At 49.8% G+C, this 17837-nt stretch carries 18 protein-coding genes and 7 tRNA genes; 16 read left to right on the forward strand and 9 right to left on the reverse strand.

All coding sequences use genetic code 11. The annotated features are described in order from the left end of the window. Nucleotides 1–12: 12 nt before the first annotated feature. From CWI83_RS03325 to gltX, 4 genes are all read right to left on the reverse strand, one after another. Nucleotides 13–88, reverse strand: a tRNA-Glu gene (locus CWI83_RS03325). Between the two features lie 32 nt (nucleotides 89–120). Continuing rightward, nucleotides 121–196 (reverse strand) — tRNA-Glu (locus tag CWI83_RS03330). Between the two features lie 57 nt (nucleotides 197–253). Continuing rightward, nucleotides 254–329, reverse strand: a tRNA-Ala gene (locus CWI83_RS03335). Nucleotides 330–483: 154 nt separating this feature from the next. Beyond that, nucleotides 484–1899 carry a glutamate--tRNA ligase gene (gene gltX / locus CWI83_RS03340; protein WP_126825673.1) on the reverse strand — a complete coding sequence of 472 codons (1416 nt, stop codon included), beginning with the start codon at nucleotides 1897–1899 and terminating at the stop codon, nucleotides 484–486. 208 nt (nucleotides 1900–2107) lie between these two features. Between gltX and CWI83_RS03345 the strand changes: the two genes are divergently transcribed. Both CWI83_RS03345 and CWI83_RS03350 read left to right on the forward strand, forming a co-directional pair. Next, nucleotides 2108–2183, forward strand: a tRNA-Val gene (locus tag CWI83_RS03345). Between the two features lie 25 nt (nucleotides 2184–2208). Continuing rightward, nucleotides 2209–2284 (forward strand) — tRNA-Val (locus CWI83_RS03350). A gap of 13 nt (nucleotides 2285–2297) precedes the next feature. Here CWI83_RS03350 and CWI83_RS03355 read toward each other — a convergent pair. The 3 genes from CWI83_RS03355 to CWI83_RS03365 are packed head-to-tail and all read right to left on the reverse strand — an operon-like array spanning nucleotide 2298 to nucleotide 6185. Beyond that, nucleotides 2298–2795: a DUF2919 family protein gene (locus CWI83_RS03355; RefSeq protein WP_126825676.1), complete on the reverse strand. Its 498-nt coding sequence runs from the start codon at nucleotides 2793–2795 to the stop codon at nucleotides 2298–2300. A gap of 4 nt (nucleotides 2796–2799) precedes the next feature. Continuing rightward, a complete protein-coding gene (uvrB, locus tag CWI83_RS03360) occupies nucleotides 2800–4821 on the reverse strand; it encodes an excinuclease ABC subunit UvrB (RefSeq protein WP_126825679.1) in 2022 nt (673 codons plus the stop codon). 11 nt (nucleotides 4822–4832) lie between these two features. Next, nucleotides 4833–6185, reverse strand: a complete 1353-nt coding sequence (locus CWI83_RS03365) for an MATE family efflux transporter (RefSeq protein ID WP_126825682.1) — start codon at nucleotides 6183–6185, stop codon at nucleotides 4833–4835. A gap of 180 nt (nucleotides 6186–6365) precedes the next feature. Between CWI83_RS03365 and CWI83_RS03370 the strand changes: the two genes are divergently transcribed. The 13 genes from CWI83_RS03370 to CWI83_RS03430 all read left to right on the forward strand — a co-directional run bounded on the left by CWI83_RS03370 (nucleotide 6366) and on the right by CWI83_RS03430 (nucleotide 15745). After that, on the forward strand, nucleotides 6366–7550 hold the full coding sequence (locus CWI83_RS03370; RefSeq protein ID WP_126825685.1) for a pyridoxal phosphate-dependent aminotransferase: 1185 nt from the start codon (nucleotides 6366–6368) through the stop codon (nucleotides 7548–7550). Between the two features lie 523 nt (nucleotides 7551–8073). Further along, nucleotides 8074–8150 (forward strand) — tRNA-Asn (locus CWI83_RS03375). A gap of 28 nt (nucleotides 8151–8178) precedes the next feature. After that, nucleotides 8179–8255: transfer RNA gene (locus CWI83_RS03380), tRNA-Asn, on the forward strand. Between the two features lie 110 nt (nucleotides 8256–8365). Further along, nucleotides 8366–8950, forward strand: coding sequence for an electron transport complex subunit RsxA (gene rsxA, locus CWI83_RS03385; RefSeq protein ID WP_126825687.1), 585 nt, complete (start codon nucleotides 8366–8368; stop codon nucleotides 8948–8950). Next, nucleotides 8947–9504, forward strand: a complete 558-nt coding sequence (gene rsxB, locus CWI83_RS03390) for an electron transport complex subunit RsxB (protein WP_126825690.1) — start codon at nucleotides 8947–8949, stop codon at nucleotides 9502–9504. Before rsxA ends, rsxB begins: the two co-directional genes overlap by 4 nt. A gap of 16 nt (nucleotides 9505–9520) precedes the next feature. Then, complete coding sequence (gene rsxC / locus CWI83_RS03395) at nucleotides 9521–11104, forward strand: electron transport complex subunit RsxC (protein ID WP_126825692.1); 1584 nt, start codon at nucleotides 9521–9523, stop codon at nucleotides 11102–11104. Next, nucleotides 11101–12162 (forward strand): electron transport complex subunit RsxD, encoded by a 1062-nt coding sequence (gene rsxD / locus CWI83_RS03400; protein WP_126825694.1) that lies wholly within the window; start codon nucleotides 11101–11103, stop codon nucleotides 12160–12162. The genes rsxC and rsxD overlap by 4 nt, the downstream gene beginning before the upstream one ends. Continuing rightward, complete coding sequence (rsxG, locus tag CWI83_RS03405) at nucleotides 12159–12794, forward strand: electron transport complex subunit RsxG (RefSeq protein WP_126825697.1); 636 nt, start codon at nucleotides 12159–12161, stop codon at nucleotides 12792–12794. The genes rsxD and rsxG overlap by 4 nt, the downstream gene beginning before the upstream one ends. Then, nucleotides 12791–13480 carry an electron transport complex subunit E gene (locus tag CWI83_RS03410; RefSeq protein ID WP_126825700.1) on the forward strand — a complete coding sequence of 230 codons (690 nt, stop codon included), beginning with the start codon at nucleotides 12791–12793 and terminating at the stop codon, nucleotides 13478–13480. Before rsxG ends, CWI83_RS03410 begins: the two co-directional genes overlap by 4 nt. Nucleotides 13481–13483: 3 nt before the next feature. Beyond that, nucleotides 13484–14128, forward strand: a complete 645-nt coding sequence (gene nth / locus CWI83_RS03415; protein ID WP_126825703.1) for an endonuclease III — start codon at nucleotides 13484–13486, stop codon at nucleotides 14126–14128. After that, a complete protein-coding gene (gene gloA, locus CWI83_RS03420) occupies nucleotides 14128–14526 on the forward strand; it encodes a lactoylglutathione lyase (protein WP_126825706.1) in 399 nt (132 codons plus the stop codon). The genes nth and gloA overlap by 1 nt, the downstream gene beginning before the upstream one ends. Beyond that, nucleotides 14523–15167 (forward strand): ribonuclease T, encoded by a 645-nt coding sequence (rnt, locus tag CWI83_RS03425; RefSeq protein WP_126825709.1) that lies wholly within the window; start codon nucleotides 14523–14525, stop codon nucleotides 15165–15167. Before gloA ends, rnt begins: the two co-directional genes overlap by 4 nt. Further along, on the forward strand, nucleotides 15164–15745 hold the full coding sequence (locus CWI83_RS03430; RefSeq protein WP_126825712.1) for a DUF2238 domain-containing protein: 582 nt from the start codon (nucleotides 15164–15166) through the stop codon (nucleotides 15743–15745). Before rnt ends, CWI83_RS03430 begins: the two co-directional genes overlap by 4 nt. Before the next feature lie 338 nt (nucleotides 15746–16083). On the opposite strand, the gene CWI83_RS03440 is transcribed toward CWI83_RS03430, so the two are convergent. Together CWI83_RS03440 and CWI83_RS03445 are read right to left on the reverse strand one after the other, a co-directional pair. Next, nucleotides 16084–16689 (reverse strand): peroxiredoxin, encoded by a 606-nt coding sequence (locus CWI83_RS03440; protein ID WP_126825718.1) that lies wholly within the window; start codon nucleotides 16687–16689, stop codon nucleotides 16084–16086. Nucleotides 16690–16739: 50 nt separating this feature from the next. Beyond that, nucleotides 16740–17078 carry a Grx4 family monothiol glutaredoxin gene (locus CWI83_RS03445; RefSeq protein ID WP_126825721.1) on the reverse strand — a complete coding sequence of 113 codons (339 nt, stop codon included), beginning with the start codon at nucleotides 17076–17078 and terminating at the stop codon, nucleotides 16740–16742. Between the two features lie 176 nt (nucleotides 17079–17254). Here CWI83_RS03445 and CWI83_RS03450 point away from each other — a divergent pair, with 176 nt between their 5' ends. Beyond that, the gene (locus CWI83_RS03450; RefSeq protein ID WP_126825724.1) at nucleotides 17255–17836 is read left to right on the forward strand and encodes a superoxide dismutase; all 582 of its coding nucleotides are present in this window, start codon (nucleotides 17255–17257) and stop codon (nucleotides 17834–17836) included. The last annotated feature ends 1 nt before the right edge of the window (nucleotide 17837 follow it).

Here is a 17837-nt window from a genome sequence, read left to right on the forward strand (position 1 = left end):
GCGTATGCGAGTTGGCGTCCCCTAGGGGATTCGAACCCCTGTTACCGCCGTGAAAGGGCGGTGTCCTAGGCCTCTAGACGAAGGGGACGCATATTGCATCGCTTACCGCAGTAGAAGAAGTGGCGTCCCCTAGGGGATTCGAACCCCTGTTACCGCCGTGAAAGGGCGGTGTCCTAGGCCTCTAGACGAAGGGGACGCAATCTTCTATTACGTAACTGTCAGGTTTTCACCGTACTGCACTGTTGCATCGAATTGGTGGAGCTAAGCGGGATCGAACCGCTGACCTCTTGCATGCCATGCAAGCGCTCTCCCAGCTGAGCTATAGCCCCACACTTGTGAAGCACACTGTCAGTACCCTGATAGCGGGGCGAATTCTATGGTAACTCAGTGACAGTCGTCAACCTTTTTTTGGCGAAACCCGCTTGTTTGCTCCATTTTTATACAAGCTGTTTAAAGCCTCACCAATTTTACTCCGGCCAGCGCTTATCCTTGCGCGTTAGCTTCCCGCTCAGCGATGAAGTCTAATGCCATTTGAATCCGCGCCAGCGCTTTGGCTTGCGGAATTTGCGCCAAGGTCAGATCCAGTGAAGGCGAGTTGCCGCCGCCGGTTACCGCCACCCGCAAAGGCATCCCTACTTTACCCATGCCCACCTCTAATTGCTCGGCGGTAGCGTGAATCACGGCTTGGATTGCATCAGCTTGCCATGTTTCCAACGCTGCTAAACGCTGCTGCACAACTTCAAGCGGCTCACGGGCGACTCCACGCAAATGTTTCTTCGCAGCGCCCGCTTCAAAGTCAGTAAAGTCTTCATAGAAATAGCGACTCACTTCGACCATTTCTTTCAGCGTTTTCACTCGGTCTGCTTGTAACTCAATTAAAGTCTCAAGCGCTGGACCATTGGCAGGATCGAGTCCCTGCTCGGCAAAATGCCATTGCAGGTGCTCAGCCACTTCACTCGCTGGCAAGTTTTTCATGTAATGCTGATTCAACCAATTTAACTTCTCAGTATTAAACGCTGAGGCAGCTTTATTCACGTCATCAAGCTTGAATAAGGCAATCATCTCGTCGACTGAGAAAATCTCCTGATCACCATGCGACCAACCAAGACGGACTAGATAGTTCAGCACGGCTTGCGGTAAGTAACCGTCATCACGGTATTGCATCACACTCACGGCACCGTGGCGCTTCGAGAGCTTTTTGCCATCATCGCCAAGGATCATCGAAACATGGGCATATTCGGGCACCGGTGCACCTAAGGCTTGGAAAATATTAATCTGGCGTGGGGTGTTGTTGATATGGTCTTCACCACGGATCACATGGGTAATATTCATTTCCCAATCATCAATCACCACACAAAAATTATACGTCGGCGTGCCGTCGCTGCGAGCGATGATCAGATCGTCCAATTCAGTGTTAGCGAATTCAATCGGTCCACGGATATGGTCATCAAAGCGCACCACTCCGGTTTGCGGGTTGCGAAAACGGATGACGTAACTGTCACCTTTAGCATCTGGATTATCGCGACAATGACCATCGTAGCGAGGCTTTTCCCCACGGGCCATCTGCTCTTCGCGCATCTTTTCCAAACGCTCCTGCGAGCAATAACACTTATACGCTTTGTCTTCAGCGAGTAATTGGTCAATATAGGCCTGATAGCGATCAAACCGTTGAGTTTGATAGAACGGCCCTTGATCCCAATTCAAACCGAGCCACTGCATCCCCTCAAGAATGGCGTCAATCGCAGGCTGTGTTGAGCGTTCACGGTCGGTATCTTCTATCCGCAATACAAATTCACCGCCACTGGCTTTGGCTACTAACCAAGAATAAAGCGCTGTGCGCGCACCACCAACATGAAGATAGCCCGTTGGGCTTGGGGCAAATCGAGTGACCACAGACATAAGGTATGCATACTCCGCATCAATAATTCACAATAAGGGCATTAGTTTATCAAGTTCGAAGGCACACCGCATCAGCTGCGCTAATGTTTCTTGTGATTCCACCCTGCAGCACTTGGTGAAAAAGACAGCAATCGCATCAAACCTGAATAATTTCTATTGACAGCCCCTCACAGCACCCTATAATACCGCCCCGCAAAGCAGAGAAAACGGATGGTTAGCTCAGCTGGGAGAGCACCGCCCTTACAAGGCGGGGGTCACTGGTTCGAACCCAGTACCATCCACCATCTCGCTTTGTCATTTCCCCAGTGTGGATGGTTAGCTCAGCTGGGAGAGCACCGCCCTTACAAGGCGGGGGTCACTGGTTCGAACCCAGTACCATCCACCAATTTCTCTGCTGTTTAATTTCCGTTTTGATTGTTTTCAGATTGCTGACAAAGCAAGACCCAATAGCGTTTTAAATGGCGCGAATGCAATAACAGCCAAACACTGCAACACCAAGCAAATATTAGCCCTGCTTTAATCATCGAAAAACTCGGCCAATGGCTACTCACAATACTCAATAACAGCCACCCATCGAGAATAAGTGCAGTCCATAATAGTAAGGGCGCCGCCCGCGGTGCGCGTAACCACCAGCCAGCTAATTCTGCTTTGGATTGCAAGCGCAATGACCAAGCCCAAACGATTAAAGCAGGCAGACCGACAACCAAGGTCAGCGCGAATTGCTCAGTGCTCGCATAGAAAAACTGCAACAAACGACTGCGATCCTGGCTAAACGTGAGCGACACAATCCAAGCCAGATAACCGCGTAATAAAAACACTAGAATAAAGCTCAAGCTCTTTGGCGTTTTTACTTTGCCGTCAGTTGTAAGATAGCGCTCATCGCCCTGCTCTAGCATCAGCTCAGCCCTGTAACTTCAGTTGTTCGCGTAGCTGAGCAACCTGATCTCTGAGCTCGGCAGCCTTCTCAAACTCAAGATCTTGAGCTGCGGCGTACATGGCTTTTTCTGTTTGCTCAAGCTCCGCAACCAAGCTTTTCGTGTCTTTGCGCTGAATCTGATAGCCAACTTTCGGCTCGGCGGCCTCTGCACGTCCTTTACCTTTGCGGTTCGCGCGGCTGGAGCCAAGGTCCATAACGTCGGTAATCTTCTTATTCAAGCCCTGTGGAGTGATGCCATGCTCCTCGTTAAACGCAATTTGCTTAGCGCGGCGACGTTCTGTTTCATCGATGGCACGCTGCATCGAACCTGTGATTCGATCGGCATATAAAATTGCTTTGCCGTTTACGTTCCGAGCTGCGCGACCAATGGTCTGAATCAAAGACCGGTCAGAACGCAAGAAGCCCTCTTTATCCGCATCAAGAATGGCGACTAAACTGACTTCGGGCATGTCTAAACCTTCCCTTAAGAGGTTGATACCCACCAATACGTCAAACTCGCCTAAGCGCAGGTCACGAATGATTTCCATCCGCTCAACAGTATCGATATCGGAGTGAAGGTAGCGCACCCGCACCCCATGTTCATCCAAGTAATCGCTTAAATCTTCGGCCATTTTCTTGGTTAAGGTGGTCGCGAGCACACGCTCATTTCGCTCGACCCGTAACCGCACTTCCGACATTAAATCATCCACCTGACTGCCGACTGGACGAATCTCTATTTCAGGGTCGACCAAACCGGTCGGTCGGACGACCTGCTCGACGACTTCACCGGCAGACTTTTCCAACTCATAGCGACCTGGCGTTGCCGACACATAAATAGCCTGCGGCATAATCGCCTCAAACTCTTCAAATTTAAGTGGTCGGTTATCCAGCGCTGACGGTAATCGGAAGCCATAATTCACTAAGTTTTCTTTGCGCGAGCGGTCACCTTTATACATGGCCCCCACCTGCGATACCGTCACATGAGACTCATCAATAATCATCAACGCATCGTCAGGCAGATAATCTAGTAGCGTTGGCGGTGGTTCACCCGGAGCTCGCCCAGATAAATAACGTGAATAGTTTTCAATCCCCGAGCAGTACCCCAGCTCAAGCATCATCTCGATATCAAATTGCGTGCGCTGTGAGATCCGTTGTTCTTCGAGTAATTTATTGTTAGCCAGCAGCTCTTCGCGTCTTAACTTCAGCTCTTCTTTGATCGAATCGACCGCTTTTAAGAGCGTTTCGCGCGGGGTGACATAGTGAGTTTTAGGGTAAATCGTTGCCCGAGCGACATCGGCTTGGGTGACCTGGCCGGTGAGCGGTTCGAAAAAGCTAATTCGATCAATTTCATTGTCAAACAGCTCGACTCGCACCGCCAGTTGCTCTGATTCTGCCGGAAAAATATCAATGACTTCACCCCGCACGCGGTAGGTTGCGCGCTCAAATGCGGCATCGTTACGGGTATACTGGAGTTGCGCAAGCCGGCGCAAGATATCGCGTTGATCGATAATATCCCCGCGTCTCAAATGCAGCATCATGCTCATATAGGCATCAGGATCACCCAAACCATAAATACATGACACCGATGCCACCAACACGACATCCCGGCGCTCTAACAAAGCTTTGGTTGCCGACAAACGCATTTGCTCAATGTGCTCGTTGATCGATGCGTCTTTCTCAATGAAGGTATCGGTGGTGGGCACATAAGCTTCGGGTTGATAGTAATCGTAGTAAGAAACAAAGTACTCCACCGCATTATTGGGGAAGAACTCTTTCATCTCGCCATATAGTTGCGCTGCCAAGGTTTTATTGTGAGCAAGGATCAAGGTGGGCCGTTGGAGTTTCTCAATCACGTTGGCCATAGTGAAGGTCTTTCCCGACCCCGTCACCCCCAACAAGGTTTGTTGCGCGATCCCCGCTTCGAGATTATCCACCAATTGCTCAATCGCCCGGGGTTGATCTCCGGCCGGTTGATAATCTGACTTTAATTCAAATGCGCGCGCCATAAACTCCTCGACTAGCTCGTTTGGGCCTGAAGTAAACGTTGTTGGAACCAAAAGTATGCAAATACCGCGGTTAAACAGTTTGCGATCACCCCTCCCCAGAACAACCCCGGAATATCAGCAAGTACCGCACCAAGATAACTTAATGGCACAAACATCACGAATAACCGAATAATGCTCAAACTCAATGCCGCGAGCGGTTGATGTAGGGCGTTAAAACTCGAGTTAGAGAGGATAATAATGCCCTGCACACCATACCCAAGTGGCATGATGTATAAGAATAAACGGATGATTCGCGCGACTTCTGGATCGTCCGTAAAAGCAGCAGCAATCCATGGTGAGAAGGCAATCAGAATGATATAAATCGCTAATTGCACCACAATGATGCTCTGCAGTGCAGTTTTATAAGCAGCGGCCACGCGGTCAAACGCGTGGGCACCAAAATTCTGACTAATCAGAGGCGGCAGCGACATGGACAGTGCCAACACCACCACACTCGCCAACGATTCTAACCGAGTGCCGACGCCAAAGGCCGCCACAGCAGGTGCGCCATAGCCGGCGATGATTGCGGTGACCACTCCCATCGCAATTGGGGTGAGCATATTTGCCCCGGCCGCGGGCAGACCAATACTTAAAATTCGTTGCGCTGAACTGACAAAGCGGGCCCCAGTTGGCGCTCGAAAACTGATTAATTGCTTGTAGCGCAAATACCAAAGAACGAGCCAAACACCTATCGCCCAGGAAATCACACTGGCCAACGCAGCGCCTTGAATACCGAGTGCGGGGATAGGGCCGAGCCCGAAAATTAAAATAGGGTCAAGAATCGCATTCATCAGCCCACCAGAGGCCATGATCAACGAGGGTGTGCGCGTATCGCCATTGGCTCGCAGCACCGCATTACCGACCATCGGCATCACCAATAACACCGCGCCCAAATACCAAAGTTCCATGTAGTCGCGGATATAAGGCAGCAAATGAGGTTGTGCTTGGAGGGCATGAAACACGGGATCTATGGTGAAATAACCGACCAATGCTAACAAACCAACCAAGATCGCGGCGACGGCAAGTGCGACCATCCCATCAAATTGCGCTTGCTCGGTTTCCGCACCGCCACGCTTGCGCGCGATCACCGCACTGGTGCCGATACCAAGCCCAATACTTAAGCTCACGACCGTGAAAGTAACCGGAAAGGTAAAGCTAACCGCAGCAAGCGGATCGGTGCCGAGCATACCGATAAAAAAGGTATCGACCACATTAAACGAAATCAGCGTCAGCACCCCAATGATCACCGGCCACGTAAGACGCCAGAGCGTTTGTGGGATCGGCTCATGCAGTAATGATGATGGTGCTGATGTAGTACGACTCATGAATTGCGTTTCCTAACCGAATTGATGCGCAACAAGACGCCTCAAATTTGCGCCAGAAAATTGCGCCAAACAGTGTAGCGGAATCTCTGCTGTGATGCTACGCAAACGCATTGCCAACATAGACAAGTTATGCCGCAAACCGTATCATTGGATCATTCGTTTTAAGGAAAGGATCGCACCGTGAAATACCCTTTGTCTGACCGCATCAATGCAATTCAACCATCTCCCACTCTGGCTGTCTCGCAAAAGGCTGCCGAACTTCGTGCAGCGGGTCACGATGTGATCGGTCTTGGGGTTGGCGAACCCGATTTTGATACGCCCGAGTTTGTCAAAGTTGCCGCCAAGGCAGCGATTGACGCAGGCCACACTAAATATACTGCAGTCGACGGTATTCCAGAGCTCAAGCAAGCCATCATTGCCAAATTACAGCGCGACAACCAACTCAGTTACGCAGCCAACGAAATATTGGTCTCCGCAGGCGGTAAACACAGCATCTTTAACTTACTGAGTGTCTGGCTTAATCCCGGCGATGAAGTCATTATTCCGGCTCCCTACTGGGTCTCGTATCCAGATATGACGCGCTTGGTTGGAGCGACTCCAGTCATTGTCTCAGCAGGTTTTGAGCAAAACTACAAAATCAATGCTGCGCAGCTTGCGGCGGCGATTACTCCAAAAACCAAATTGCTGTTCCTTAATAGTCCATCGAATCCTACCGGTGTCGCATACAGCGCCGCCGAACTTGCTGAACTGGCTGAAGTGCTACGTGCCCATCCGCAGGTCCTGGTTGCTACCGACGATATGTATGAACACATTTTGTGGAGTCAGGAGTCTTTCCATAACATCGCTATGGTCGCCCCCGACCTAAAAGATCGAATTGTGGTGTTATCAGGGGTATCAAAAGCTTATGCGATGACTGGCTGGCGGATTGGCTATGCTGCAGGGCCTGCACCGCTCATTGCGGCGATGAAGAAAATGCAATCACAAACCACCTCGAACCCAACCAGCATTAGCCAATATGCGGCAACAGCGGCCTTAAACGGTGACCAATCTTGTATTGGCGAGATGGTTCAAGCCTTTAAAGCTCGTCATGATTACTTAGTCGATGCGGTCAATCAAATTCCAGGCATGAAGTGTATCGCGGGCGATGGCACCTTCTATTGCTTCGCTAATGTCGAAGGACTCATGCAAGCCAAACACTGTGATTCTGACGTCGCCTTGTGTGAACTTATTCTTACTGAAGCAAAAGTCGCGTTAGTCCCTGGTTCTGCATTTGGCGCACCGGGTCATTGTCGTTTTTCTTTTGCCACCGATTTAGACACTCTTAAAGCTGCGGTGAGTCGTATTTCTGAATTTGCCCGCGCTTAACTTCAGTTGAAACGTCCCAACCCACTATCTGGGTTGGGATTTCCTCATTTTATGCACGATTTTGGTGCAATTTTCGCTTTAGAAAAATAAGAAATACACAAGTATGACAATATCGTCATAAAGCCGATGAATTTTCCTAAAAAAATCTACCTGCATTTCATCGCATTTTTATAAATTACTGATTTTTAATTACTTTATTTTTATGAGCTAATATTTGAGCAACCGCTTCAATCGCCCAAAAAGCGCGATTTTACGCGTATCTCACAGAGTCATTCACAGGGTTATCCACAGATTTAGTGGATAAGATCGTCTAGCCCACAAAAAATGGGAAGTTCGCAGATTTGTGGATAAAAATAGCGGTCATTGACTATGATCAACCTCATAGTTTTCGCAAAAATAATTTCTTGACTTCACGCTACCGCCCACGGTTGTTGATAAAACGTCCAAACGCACATTTTTGCGCATCTCAACTATTGACAGCGCGCGCTGTCGCCATTAACATTCGCTCCCGTTGTGAAGCTGTTCCCCAGTAGCTCAGTTGGTTAGAGCGGTGGACTGTTAATCCATGTGTCGTTGGTTCGAATCCAACCTGGGGAGCCACTCCCTGCCTCACAGCGCCAATCTCGATTCCCCAGTAGCTCAGTTGGTTAGAGCGGTGGACTGTTAATCCATGTGTCGTTGGTTCGAATCCAACCTGGGGAGCCACCTTCTGCAAGACCCCGAAAAAAGCCAAAAACCTTACCATTCCTCGGTTGTTTCATCCGCCTAAAGGTACGATAATACTCCTATCGATTAATGCCGAATGAGAGCGAAGCATGGGTGATTACCTGCTGCTGTTGGTTGCAACAGTACTGGTCAACAATTTTGTTTTGGTGAAATTCCTCGGATTGTGCCCATTTATGGGGGTCTCGAGTAAGTTAGAGACGGCAATCGGAATGTCGGCTGCGACCACCTTCGTGCTCACACTCGCTTCAGTCTGCAGCTACTTAGTCAACCAATATATCCTCGAGCCGCTAAATCTTGGTGCGTTACAGACGCTGAGTTTTATTTTGGTTATCGCGGTGGTGGTGCAATTTACGGAAATGGTCGTGCACAAAACCAGTCCGACTTTGTACCGTTTGCTCGGTATTTTCCTGCCCCTGATTACCACAAACTGTGCGGTGCTTGGGGTCGCGCTACTGAATATCAACGAACAGCATAATTTCATCGAGTCGATCATCTATGGGCTCGGCGCTGCACTGGGCTTTTCACTGGTGTTGATTCTATTTTCTGCGCTGCGTGAGCGGTTAGCCGCCGCTGATGTGCCCGTTTCCTTCCGTGGTGCAGCGATTGCGATGATTACTGCCGGCTTGATGTCGCTGGCATTCATGGGCTTTAGCGGTTTGGTGACAACAGCATGAGTTTGGTGACCGGACTCCTCGTTTTCGCGGGCTTAGCGCTTATCTTTGGGCTGATCCTCGGCTTCGCTGCAGTGCGCTTTAAAGTTGAGAGTGATCCTATTGTCGATCAAATCGACGCAATTCTGCCGCAAACACAGTGCGGTCAATGTGGTTATCCAGGCTGTCGGCCTTATGCTGAGGCAATCGCCAACGGCGATGAAATCAATAAATGCCCACCCGGTGGTGAAGCCACAATTAAAAAATTAGCAGACTTGATGGGGGTTGAAGCCAAGCCTCTCGATAGCGCGCATGGTGAAGAAAGTGTGAAAAAAGTTGCGGTCATTCGCGAAGACGAATGCATCGGCTGCACCAAGTGTATTCAAGCGTGTCCTGTCGATGCAATTTTAGGTGCCGCCAAGCAAATGCATACGGTCATCGCCCACGAATGCACCGGCTGTGATTTATGTGTCGAGCCCTGCCCTGTCGATTGCATCGACATGGTTCCGGTCACCCCAAAAACTGAAACCTGGCAGTGGGATTTACAACAAATTCCCGTCAAAGTAGTGGAGTCGTAAGCCTGTGAGTGACGCAATGAAAACTAGCCTCACCCATCAGTTATGGACATTCCCAGGTGGGATTCATCCACCTGAGCGTAAAGATTTGTCCAATCAGGTTGCAATTGCAACACTGCCACTCAGCTCAGTGTATCGAGTTCCGATAAAACAACACTCAGGCGCCGCTGGCCCCATCATCGTCAGTCCGGGTGACAAAGTATTAAGAGGCCAACCGTTAACCGCTGCAGAGTTGCCAGGACAACTCCCTGTGCATGCGCCGACCTCAGGCACCATCGCTAAAATCGGACCTGGACGCGTTGCCCACCCGTCAGGTTTACCGGATACTTTGATCGAAATTAACGCAGACGGTGCGGATCAGCGGCAAACGCTCGAGCCAATTGGCGATTATCAGGCATTTAGCGCCGCCGACTTAATTACCCGCATCACCGCCGCAGGAATTGCTGGGCTCGGTGGTGCAGGTTTTCCGACGGCGCAAAAATTAAATCAACAGCGTCCGCTTGAAGCGCTGATTATCAATGGGGTCGAATGCGAACCCTACATCACAGCTGACGATCGTTTAATGCGCGAGCATGCCCTCGATATTTGCCGTGGGACCATGATTTTGCTGCATATTGTCAACTGTGAGCGAGCTATCTTGGCGATTGAAGATAACAAGCCCGAGGCTGTGGCCAGTTTTACCGCGGTGCTGAATGAGTTTCCAGCCATCGAATTACGGGTAATTCCAACCAAATACCCATCTGGTGGTGAGAAGCAGCTTATTCAAATTTTAACCGGACGCCAAGTTCCAAGTCGTGGCTTACCTATTGACCTTGGTTTCTTGATGCAAAACGTCGGCACTGCTTATGCCGTTGCACGCGCAGTAGAGCATGGCGAAGTTCTTGATCAACGGGTCGTAACCGTCACCGGTGAAAACGTTGACAAACCAGGTAATTATTGGGTTCGACTCGGCACTCCGGTAGCGGATCTCCTTGCCCATACAGGCTTCCGCGCTGAGCCTCAACAACGAGTGATTATGGGCGGCCCCATGATGGGCTTCACCCTCCCCGATTTAACCGTACCGATCGTCAAAATAAGTAACTGCGTGCTGGTCCCAAGTACCCAAGAACTTGAACCAGCGCAGACTGAGATGCCGTGTATCCGTTGTGGTGCCTGTGCCGATGTTTGTCCTGCACAATTGCTGCCCCAACAATTACAGTGGCTGGCGAAAGCAAAAGATTATGACGGGCTTGAGCAGCAGAACTTATTCGATTGTATTGAGTGTGGTGCCTGTGCCTACGTTTGCCCCAGTGAAATTCCACTGGTGCACTACTATCGCAAAGCCAAAGCTGAAGTGCGCACTATTGCCCGCGAAAAGGCCCAAGCTGAAGTCGCACGGCAACGCTTTGAAGCGCGTAAAGAGCGTCTCGAGCGCGAAAAGCAAGAACGCTTAGAGCGCCACCGACAAGCAGCTGAAGCGCGTAAGAAGGCACAAGCAGAGGCCCAACAGCAAGGCGCCCCGAATCCACAAGATGCGGTGCAGGCCGCCATCGCTCGGGCAAAAGCCCGCAAAGCTGCACTGGCAGCTGCCAAAGCTAAACAAGAGGACGATTCATCCGCATGACATTTAAGTTAGCTGCCTCGCCCCATACCCATCAAAAGCGCTCGACTCAACAAGTCATGCGTTGGGTCTATCTGTGCATGATTCCCGGCATTATTTTGCACCACTACTTCTTTGGTGCCGGCGTATGGTTACAAATGCTGTTGGCACTTATCGTCGGGCTTAGCGCTGAAGCTATCGCAGTTAAGCTTCGTGGCCGCTCAATTCGCACGGTTTGGCGCGACCATACCACTGTGGTCACCGCATTACTGTTAGCGGTAAGTATTCCCAGTTTAGCGCCATGGTGGGTGATCAGTATTGGCATGATCTTCGCCATTGTCGTCGTCAAGCAAGTGTATGGTGGGGTTGGCCAGAACCTATTTAATCCTGCCATGGCGGGTTATGTGGTGCTGCTGATTTCCTTCCCAGTACAAATGAGCAGTTGGCCGCTGGCAACTGAACTGGCCCAGCAACGAGTTGATTTAAGTACCGCTGCCAGCCTCATTTTTAGCGGCTATACTCCAGCTGGCTACAGCCTTGAGCAATTGCGCATGGGAGTCGATGGACTAACCATGGCGACTCCGCTCGATGCCCTACGGAACGGTCTCACTGCGCAATTTACCACACCAGAAATTTTTGCCAGCCAGGCCATTTTTGGTGCAGTCGGTGGAATCGGCTGGGGTTGGTTAAATCTCGCTTGGCTTGCTGGTGGGTTAATCTTAGTGCAGCAACGTATCATCAGTTGGCATATCCCAGTTGGCGTCCTACTTGGCCTCGCGGTGCCTGCGGCTATTTTTCAGTTGTTTAATCCAGATACGTCGATCCCAGTCTCCATTCATTTGCTCAGCGGTGCCACCATGTTGGGGGCGTTCTTTATTGCTACCGACCCGGTGAGTGCGGCAACTTCGAATCGCGGTCGACTCTGGTTTGGGCTGTTAATTGGAGTGCTGGTATTTATCATTCGTAGTTTCGGTGGCTATCCAGATGGCATGGCATTTGCGGTGCTATTGGCGAATATGTGTGTGCCGATCATTGATAAATATACGCAACCCATTGCCTATGGACATGGAGGTAAATCATGAAGATAGTCGAGAGTATGCGTAAAAACGGCGCGATATTAACGCTATTTGCAGTGATCTCCACCCTTTTGGTGCTTACTACTGCACGCCTGACCGAAGCTCCTATTGCGCGTCAACAAGAAGCGCATGTGCTCCGTGTCCTAAACGAGTTAATTCCCCCTACCCAGCACGATAATGATTTATTTCAAAGTTGTACCTTGGTTGAGTCAGCAGACTTTTCGGCGCCACGTAAAGTGTATCGTGCATTCCTTGCTGACCAGCCGCAAGCTGTTGCGCTTGAGGTGGTCGCGCCAAATGGCTATAGCGGCGCTATCGAATTATTGGTGGCTGTGGCGGTAACCGGTGAAGTACTTGGTGTACGCACCATCTCCCACAATGAAACCCCTGGTTTGGGCGATAAAATTGAATTGCGCAAAAGCGATTGGGTTCGTTCATTCGAAGGGCTACAGGTCAACTCTGAGGATGATCCACGCTGGGCAGTAAAACGCGACGGTGGCATCTTTGACCAATTCACTGGCGCCACCATTACGCCGCGAGCCGTGGTCCAAGCCGTAAAGCGCGCAGCCCTAGTCGCGCAGCGTGAAGCGGATAACTGGTATCAATTGCCCGCCAACTGTATGGAGCAAGCACCATGAACGAGTACAAAGAACTCACTTGGCAAGGCTTATGGGAGAACAATCCCGCACTGGTGCAGCTATTAGGCTTATGTCCGCTGCTCGCGGTGACTTCCACAGTAACCAATGCCTTAGGATTAGGGCTCGCCACTTTGTTGGTGCTGGTCGGTTCGAATGTGACCGTATCCCTAGTTCGTGACTATGTTCCGAAAGAAATTCGTATTCCGATTTTCGTTATGGTGATCGCGACTTTTGTGACGATGATTCAACTGCTCCTCAAGGCCTACTTGTTCAGCTTGGATCAAGCTTTGGGTATTTTTATTCCACTGATTGTCACCAATTGCGCGATTATCGGTCGAGCAGAAGCTTACGCATCCAAAAACCCATGGCGCCAATCTGCGTTTGATGGGGTGATGATGGGGCTTGGATTTACCCTTGTCTTGGTCTTGCTTGGTGCGATTCGCGAGGTGCTCGGCAATGGCACTCTCTTCAGCGGAGCCGAATTATTGCTGGGTGATTGGGCACAGAGCCTTAGTTTGACTCTGTTTGCGGTCGAGCATCCATTATTGGTCGCGATCCTGCCCCCAGGTGCCTTTATCGTAATGGGCTTTATTATTGCCGCTAAAAATAAAATTGACGCCGTGCGCCAAGCGCGCGCCGTTAAACCAGAGAAAACCGTCACCCGTGCACGGGTAACGGCACAATAAATTATGAATAAACAAAAGCGTATTGAAATTTTAACGCGGCTGCGTGCCAATAACCCGAACCCAACCACTGAGCTGGAATACAACTCTACCTTTGAGTTATTGATTGCCGTGTTGTTATCGGCGCAGGCCACCGACGTCGGCGTCAACAAAGCAACGCGGAAGTTATTTCCGGTAGCTAACACACCGCAAGCGATGCTGGATCTCGGGGTGGATGGGGTTAAACACTACATCAAAACCATTGGTCTATTTAACTCAAAGGCCGAAAATGTGATCAAAACCTGCCAAATCCTTGTTGATCAATACGGCGGTGAAGTCCCCGAAGACCGCGCCGCACTTGAATCACTGCCGGGGGTTGGTCGCAAAACGGCAAATGTCGTGCTCAATACCGCCTTTGGTTGGCCAACCATTGCCGTTGATACTCATATTTTTCGGGTCTCTAATCGAACCAAGTTAGCGGTCGGTAAAAACGTTGATAAGGTTGAAGAAAAGCTACTCAAAGTCGTCCCTGCAGAATTTAAAGTCGATGTGCATCATTGGCTTATTTTACATGGTCGCTATACCTGTGTTGCCCGCAAACCTCGTTGTGGCAGTTGTATTATTGAAGACCTATGCGAATATAAAGACAAAACCGAAATTGAGGAGGCTTGATGCAATTCCTTCATACCATGTTACGCGTTGGTGATATGCAACGCTCGATTGATTTTTATACCCAAGTGCTGGGCATGAAATTACTCCGCACCGCTGACAACGAAGCTTACCGTTACTCGCTTGCCTTTGTCGGCTATGGTGCAGAAACCGACCATACCGTGTTGGAGCTGACCTATAACTGGGATACCGACAGCTACGACCATGGCGACGCATTCGGCCATATCGCTATTGGCGTTGATGACATTTATGCGACCTGTGACCGCATCAAAGCGGCAGGTGCCGAAGTCTATCGCGAGCCCGGTCCGGTGAAAGGCGGTAAAACCGTGATTGCCTTTGTCCGCGATCCGGATGGCTATGCCATTGAACTGATCGAGCTTAGCTCAAAGCGTGACTTATGAGTGACGAGCAAAGCGCAGAGTTAATGCAACAACGCTTTCGCGGCTATATGCCCGTGGTGATCGATGTCGAAACCGCTGGCTTTAACGCAAACACAGATGCCTTGTTGGAGCTCGCGGCCGTTACTCTGCGCTTTACTGAAGACGAAGAGTTAGTTGCCGATCAGCAGTTTCACTATCATATTGAGCCGTTTCCTGAAGCGAATATCGAGCAGGCAGCAATTGAGTTTAATGGCATCGACCCTTACTCACCGTTACGTGGGGCAGTTGCTGAAGCGGAGGCCTTAAAAGACTTGTTCAAAGGTCTTCGCAAAGCGCAAAAGCAAGCGAACTGCCAGCGCTGTATTTTAGTCGGCCACAATGCCACCTTTGACCATGGTTTTGTCATGGCCGCGGCGGAACGCGCCAATCTAAAGCGTAACCCCTTCCATCCGTTTGTCACCTTCGATACCGCGAGCCTAGCTGCGCTCACGGTAGGTCAGACGGTGTTAGCTAAGGCCTGCCAAGCGGCTGCAATCGAATTTGACCAAAAGCAAGCCCATTCTGCTTTGTACGACACTGAGCGTACCGCAGAACTGTTTTGTTGGATGGTTAACCGCTACCGCCAACTCGGTGGCTGGCCATTAACCAAGGACGGCGTATGAAACTGAATTTTCCCATTGTGCTCGCCATCGCTATAGCAGTTCTCATGGTGTGGTCCGTGATTAACCCGGCGATGATGGATGTGTGGATTGCGGAAATGACACCAGTGATACTGATTTTTGCGTTGCTGGTGGTCAGTTACCGTAAATTCCAGTTCAGTAACACGGCCTATGCCTTGATGTCTGTTTGGCTCATCATGCACACCATAGGCGCCCACTATACTTTTGCCGAAGTCCCGTTCGATTGGTTCACCCAATGGTGGGGCGGCGAGCGCAATCACTATGATCGCATCGCCCACTTCTCGGTCGGCTTTTATGCCTATGCAGCTGCTGAACTTTTGCTAAGAAAACAATGGGCCAAACCGGTCACAGCGATGTTCTTCGGCCTATTCATGGTGATGAGCGTCGCCGCAGCATATGAGATCATTGAATGGCAATTTGCGGTCATCGCCGGCGGCGATGCGGGTATCGAGTTCCTCGGTTCACAAGGTGATATCTGGGATGCGCAAAAGGATATGTTGGCGGATACGCTTGGAGCAATTGCGGCGTTGCTTCTGTTCTGGCTAAAGCAGCGGAAATAGTTGTTCGTTGTTCGTTGTTCGTTGTTCGTTGTTCGTTGTTCGTTATTCGTTATTCGTTGTTCGTTGTTCGTTGTTCGTTATTCGTTATTCGTTAGAACGAACAGTGCGAAGCACGTACGAACAGCGAAGCGCACGAACAGCGAAGCGCACGAACAGCAAAGCGTACGAACAGCAAAGCGTACGAACAGCAAAGCGTACGAACAGCAAAGCGCACGAACAGCGAAGCGCACGAACAGCGAAGCGCACGAACAGCAAAGCGCACGAACAGCGAAGCGCACGAACAACGATAAAAAAGGGAGCCGAAGCTCCCTTTTATCCCATCCCTACAACAGGGAAAATTATAGCTTACCCGAGTTCTTAGAAAGGTAATCAGCCACACCTTTAGTGTCCGCTTTCATCCCTTCATCACCCTCTTTCCAGCCAGCCGGACATACTTCACCGTGCTCCTGGTGGAAGTTGAGCGCGTCAACCATGCGCAACATTTCGTCAATGTTACGGCCAAGTGGCAAGTCATTTACGACTTGGTGACGAACCATACCTTCTTCGTCAATCAAGAAAGAGGCACGGAATGCAACGCCAGCTTCTGGGTGTTCAACATCATAGGCACGGCAGATGCTGTGCTTAACGTCAGCAACCAAAGAGTATTTCACTTCACCGATGCCGCCATTTTCAACCGCAGTGTTACGCCAAGCGTTGTGGCTGAATTGTGAATCGATTGAAACACCGATAACTTCTACGCCACGCTTTTTGAACTCTTCTAAGCGGTGGTCAAATGCAATCAGCTCAGATGGACAAACAAAAGTGAAGTCGAGTGGATAAAAGAAAACCACTGCTTTTTTACCTTTGATTTGCTCATGAAGGTTGAAGTTTTCAACAATTTCACCTGTGCCAAGTACAGCTGCAGCAGTGAAATTAGGTGCCTTACGGCCTACTAATACACCCATTTTCAGTCTCCGTTTTTAAGTTTGTGGTTCAACACATAAAAAATTTCAGATTATTCACTGTCGGTTTGCGGATTCCGTTCAGCAGTCTCTTTGATGAGTTCTTGTAGCTCACCTTTTTGGTACATTTCCATAATAATGTCACAGCCGCCAATTAGTTCACCCTCAACCCATAATTGTGGGAAAGTTGGCCAATCAGCATATTTCGGAAGCTCCGCACGGATATCAGGATTTTGCAAAATATCGACGTACGCGAAAGGCTGCCCACATGCCATCAATGCTTGCGATGCTTGCGATGAAAACCCGCAGCTTGGCAATTTAGGTGAACCTTTCATATATAAAAGAATTGGATGTTCAGCAATTTGCTGTTTAATCTTCTCTACGGTTTCCATGCTTACCTCTCGATTTGGACGCGCAGATTTTAGCAAATATTTTCTTGCTTTGCCGCCCTTGAAAAAATCTTTTCCGACCTTATTTCCGTATATAGTGACAGCAAAATCTGAATTCAATGGTAGACTATTACCATTGGCTTAATTTATTTCTCAAAACAAAAAAATGGAGTGTCCACATGGCTTTTGAATTACCCCCTCTTCCATACGAGAAAAATGCTTTAGAACCACATATCTCTGCTGAAACACTTGAGTACCACTACGGCAAGCACCACGCGACCTATGTTACCAAGCTCAACGATGCCGTTGCCGGCACCGACATGGAGAGCATGTCACTTGAAGATGTCATCAAAAATTCAAGTGGTGGTGTCTTCAACAATGCAGCACAAGTCTGGAACCACACCTTCTATTGGCACTGCCTAAGCCCAAATGGCGGCGGTGAACCAACGGGTGCAGTTGCTGACGCAATCAATGCAAAATTCGGCTCATTTGCACAGTTTAAAGAAGAATTCAGTGCACAAGCTGCGGCGAACTTCGGTTCAGGTTGGACTTGGCTGGTAAAAACTGCTGCTGGCGGCGTTGAGATTGTGAATACCAGCAATGCTGCAACCCCGTTAACTGATGACTCAGTAACGCCAATTCTAACTGTAGACGTTTGGGAGCACGCTTATTACATCGACTACCGTAATGCGCGTCCAAACTACTTGAACGCATTCTGGAATCTCGTTAACTGGGATTTTGTCGCGAAAAACTTCGGTTAAT

Origin of the sequence: Pseudidiomarina taiwanensis (assembly GCF_003987435.1) — a bacterium.
GTDB lineage: Bacteria > Pseudomonadota > Gammaproteobacteria > Enterobacterales > Alteromonadaceae > Pseudidiomarina > Pseudidiomarina taiwanensis.

What these genes read in the sequence shown, in the direction of transcription:
- gltX (WP_126825673.1), bottom strand. Translation starts at nt 1,899, where the DNA reads ATGTCTGTGGTCACTCGATTTGCCCCAAGCCCAACGGGCTATCTTCAT.
- CWI83_RS03355 (WP_126825676.1), bottom strand. Translation starts at nt 2,795, where the DNA reads ATGCTAGAGCAGGGCGATGAGCGCTATCTTACAACTGACGGCAAAGTA.
- uvrB (WP_126825679.1), bottom strand. Translation starts at nt 4,821, where the DNA reads ATGGCGCGCGCATTTGAATTAAAGTCAGATTATCAACCGGCCGGAGAT.
- CWI83_RS03365 (WP_126825682.1), bottom strand. Translation starts at nt 6,185, where the DNA reads ATGAGTCGTACTACATCAGCACCATCATCATTACTGCATGAGCCGATC.
- rsxA (WP_126825687.1), top strand. Translation starts at nt 8,366, where the DNA reads ATGGGTGATTACCTGCTGCTGTTGGTTGCAACAGTACTGGTCAACAAT.
- rsxB (WP_126825690.1), top strand. Translation starts at nt 8,947, where the DNA reads ATGAGTTTGGTGACCGGACTCCTCGTTTTCGCGGGCTTAGCGCTTATC.
- rsxC (WP_126825692.1), top strand. Translation starts at nt 9,521, where the DNA reads ATGAAAACTAGCCTCACCCATCAGTTATGGACATTCCCAGGTGGGATT.
- rsxD (WP_126825694.1), top strand. Translation starts at nt 11,101, where the DNA reads ATGACATTTAAGTTAGCTGCCTCGCCCCATACCCATCAAAAGCGCTCG.
- rsxG (WP_126825697.1), top strand. Translation starts at nt 12,159, where the DNA reads ATGAAGATAGTCGAGAGTATGCGTAAAAACGGCGCGATATTAACGCTA.
- CWI83_RS03410 (WP_126825700.1), top strand. Translation starts at nt 12,791, where the DNA reads ATGAACGAGTACAAAGAACTCACTTGGCAAGGCTTATGGGAGAACAAT.
- nth (WP_126825703.1), top strand. Translation starts at nt 13,484, where the DNA reads ATGAATAAACAAAAGCGTATTGAAATTTTAACGCGGCTGCGTGCCAAT.
- gloA (WP_126825706.1), top strand. Translation starts at nt 14,128, where the DNA reads ATGCAATTCCTTCATACCATGTTACGCGTTGGTGATATGCAACGCTCG.
- rnt (WP_126825709.1), top strand. Translation starts at nt 14,523, where the DNA reads ATGAGTGACGAGCAAAGCGCAGAGTTAATGCAACAACGCTTTCGCGGC.
- CWI83_RS03430 (WP_126825712.1), top strand. Translation starts at nt 15,164, where the DNA reads ATGAAACTGAATTTTCCCATTGTGCTCGCCATCGCTATAGCAGTTCTC.
- CWI83_RS03440 (WP_126825718.1), bottom strand. Translation starts at nt 16,689, where the DNA reads ATGGGTGTATTAGTAGGCCGTAAGGCACCTAATTTCACTGCTGCAGCT.
- CWI83_RS03445 (WP_126825721.1), bottom strand. Translation starts at nt 17,078, where the DNA reads ATGGAAACCGTAGAGAAGATTAAACAGCAAATTGCTGAACATCCAATT.
- CWI83_RS03450 (WP_126825724.1), top strand. Translation starts at nt 17,255, where the DNA reads ATGGCTTTTGAATTACCCCCTCTTCCATACGAGAAAAATGCTTTAGAA.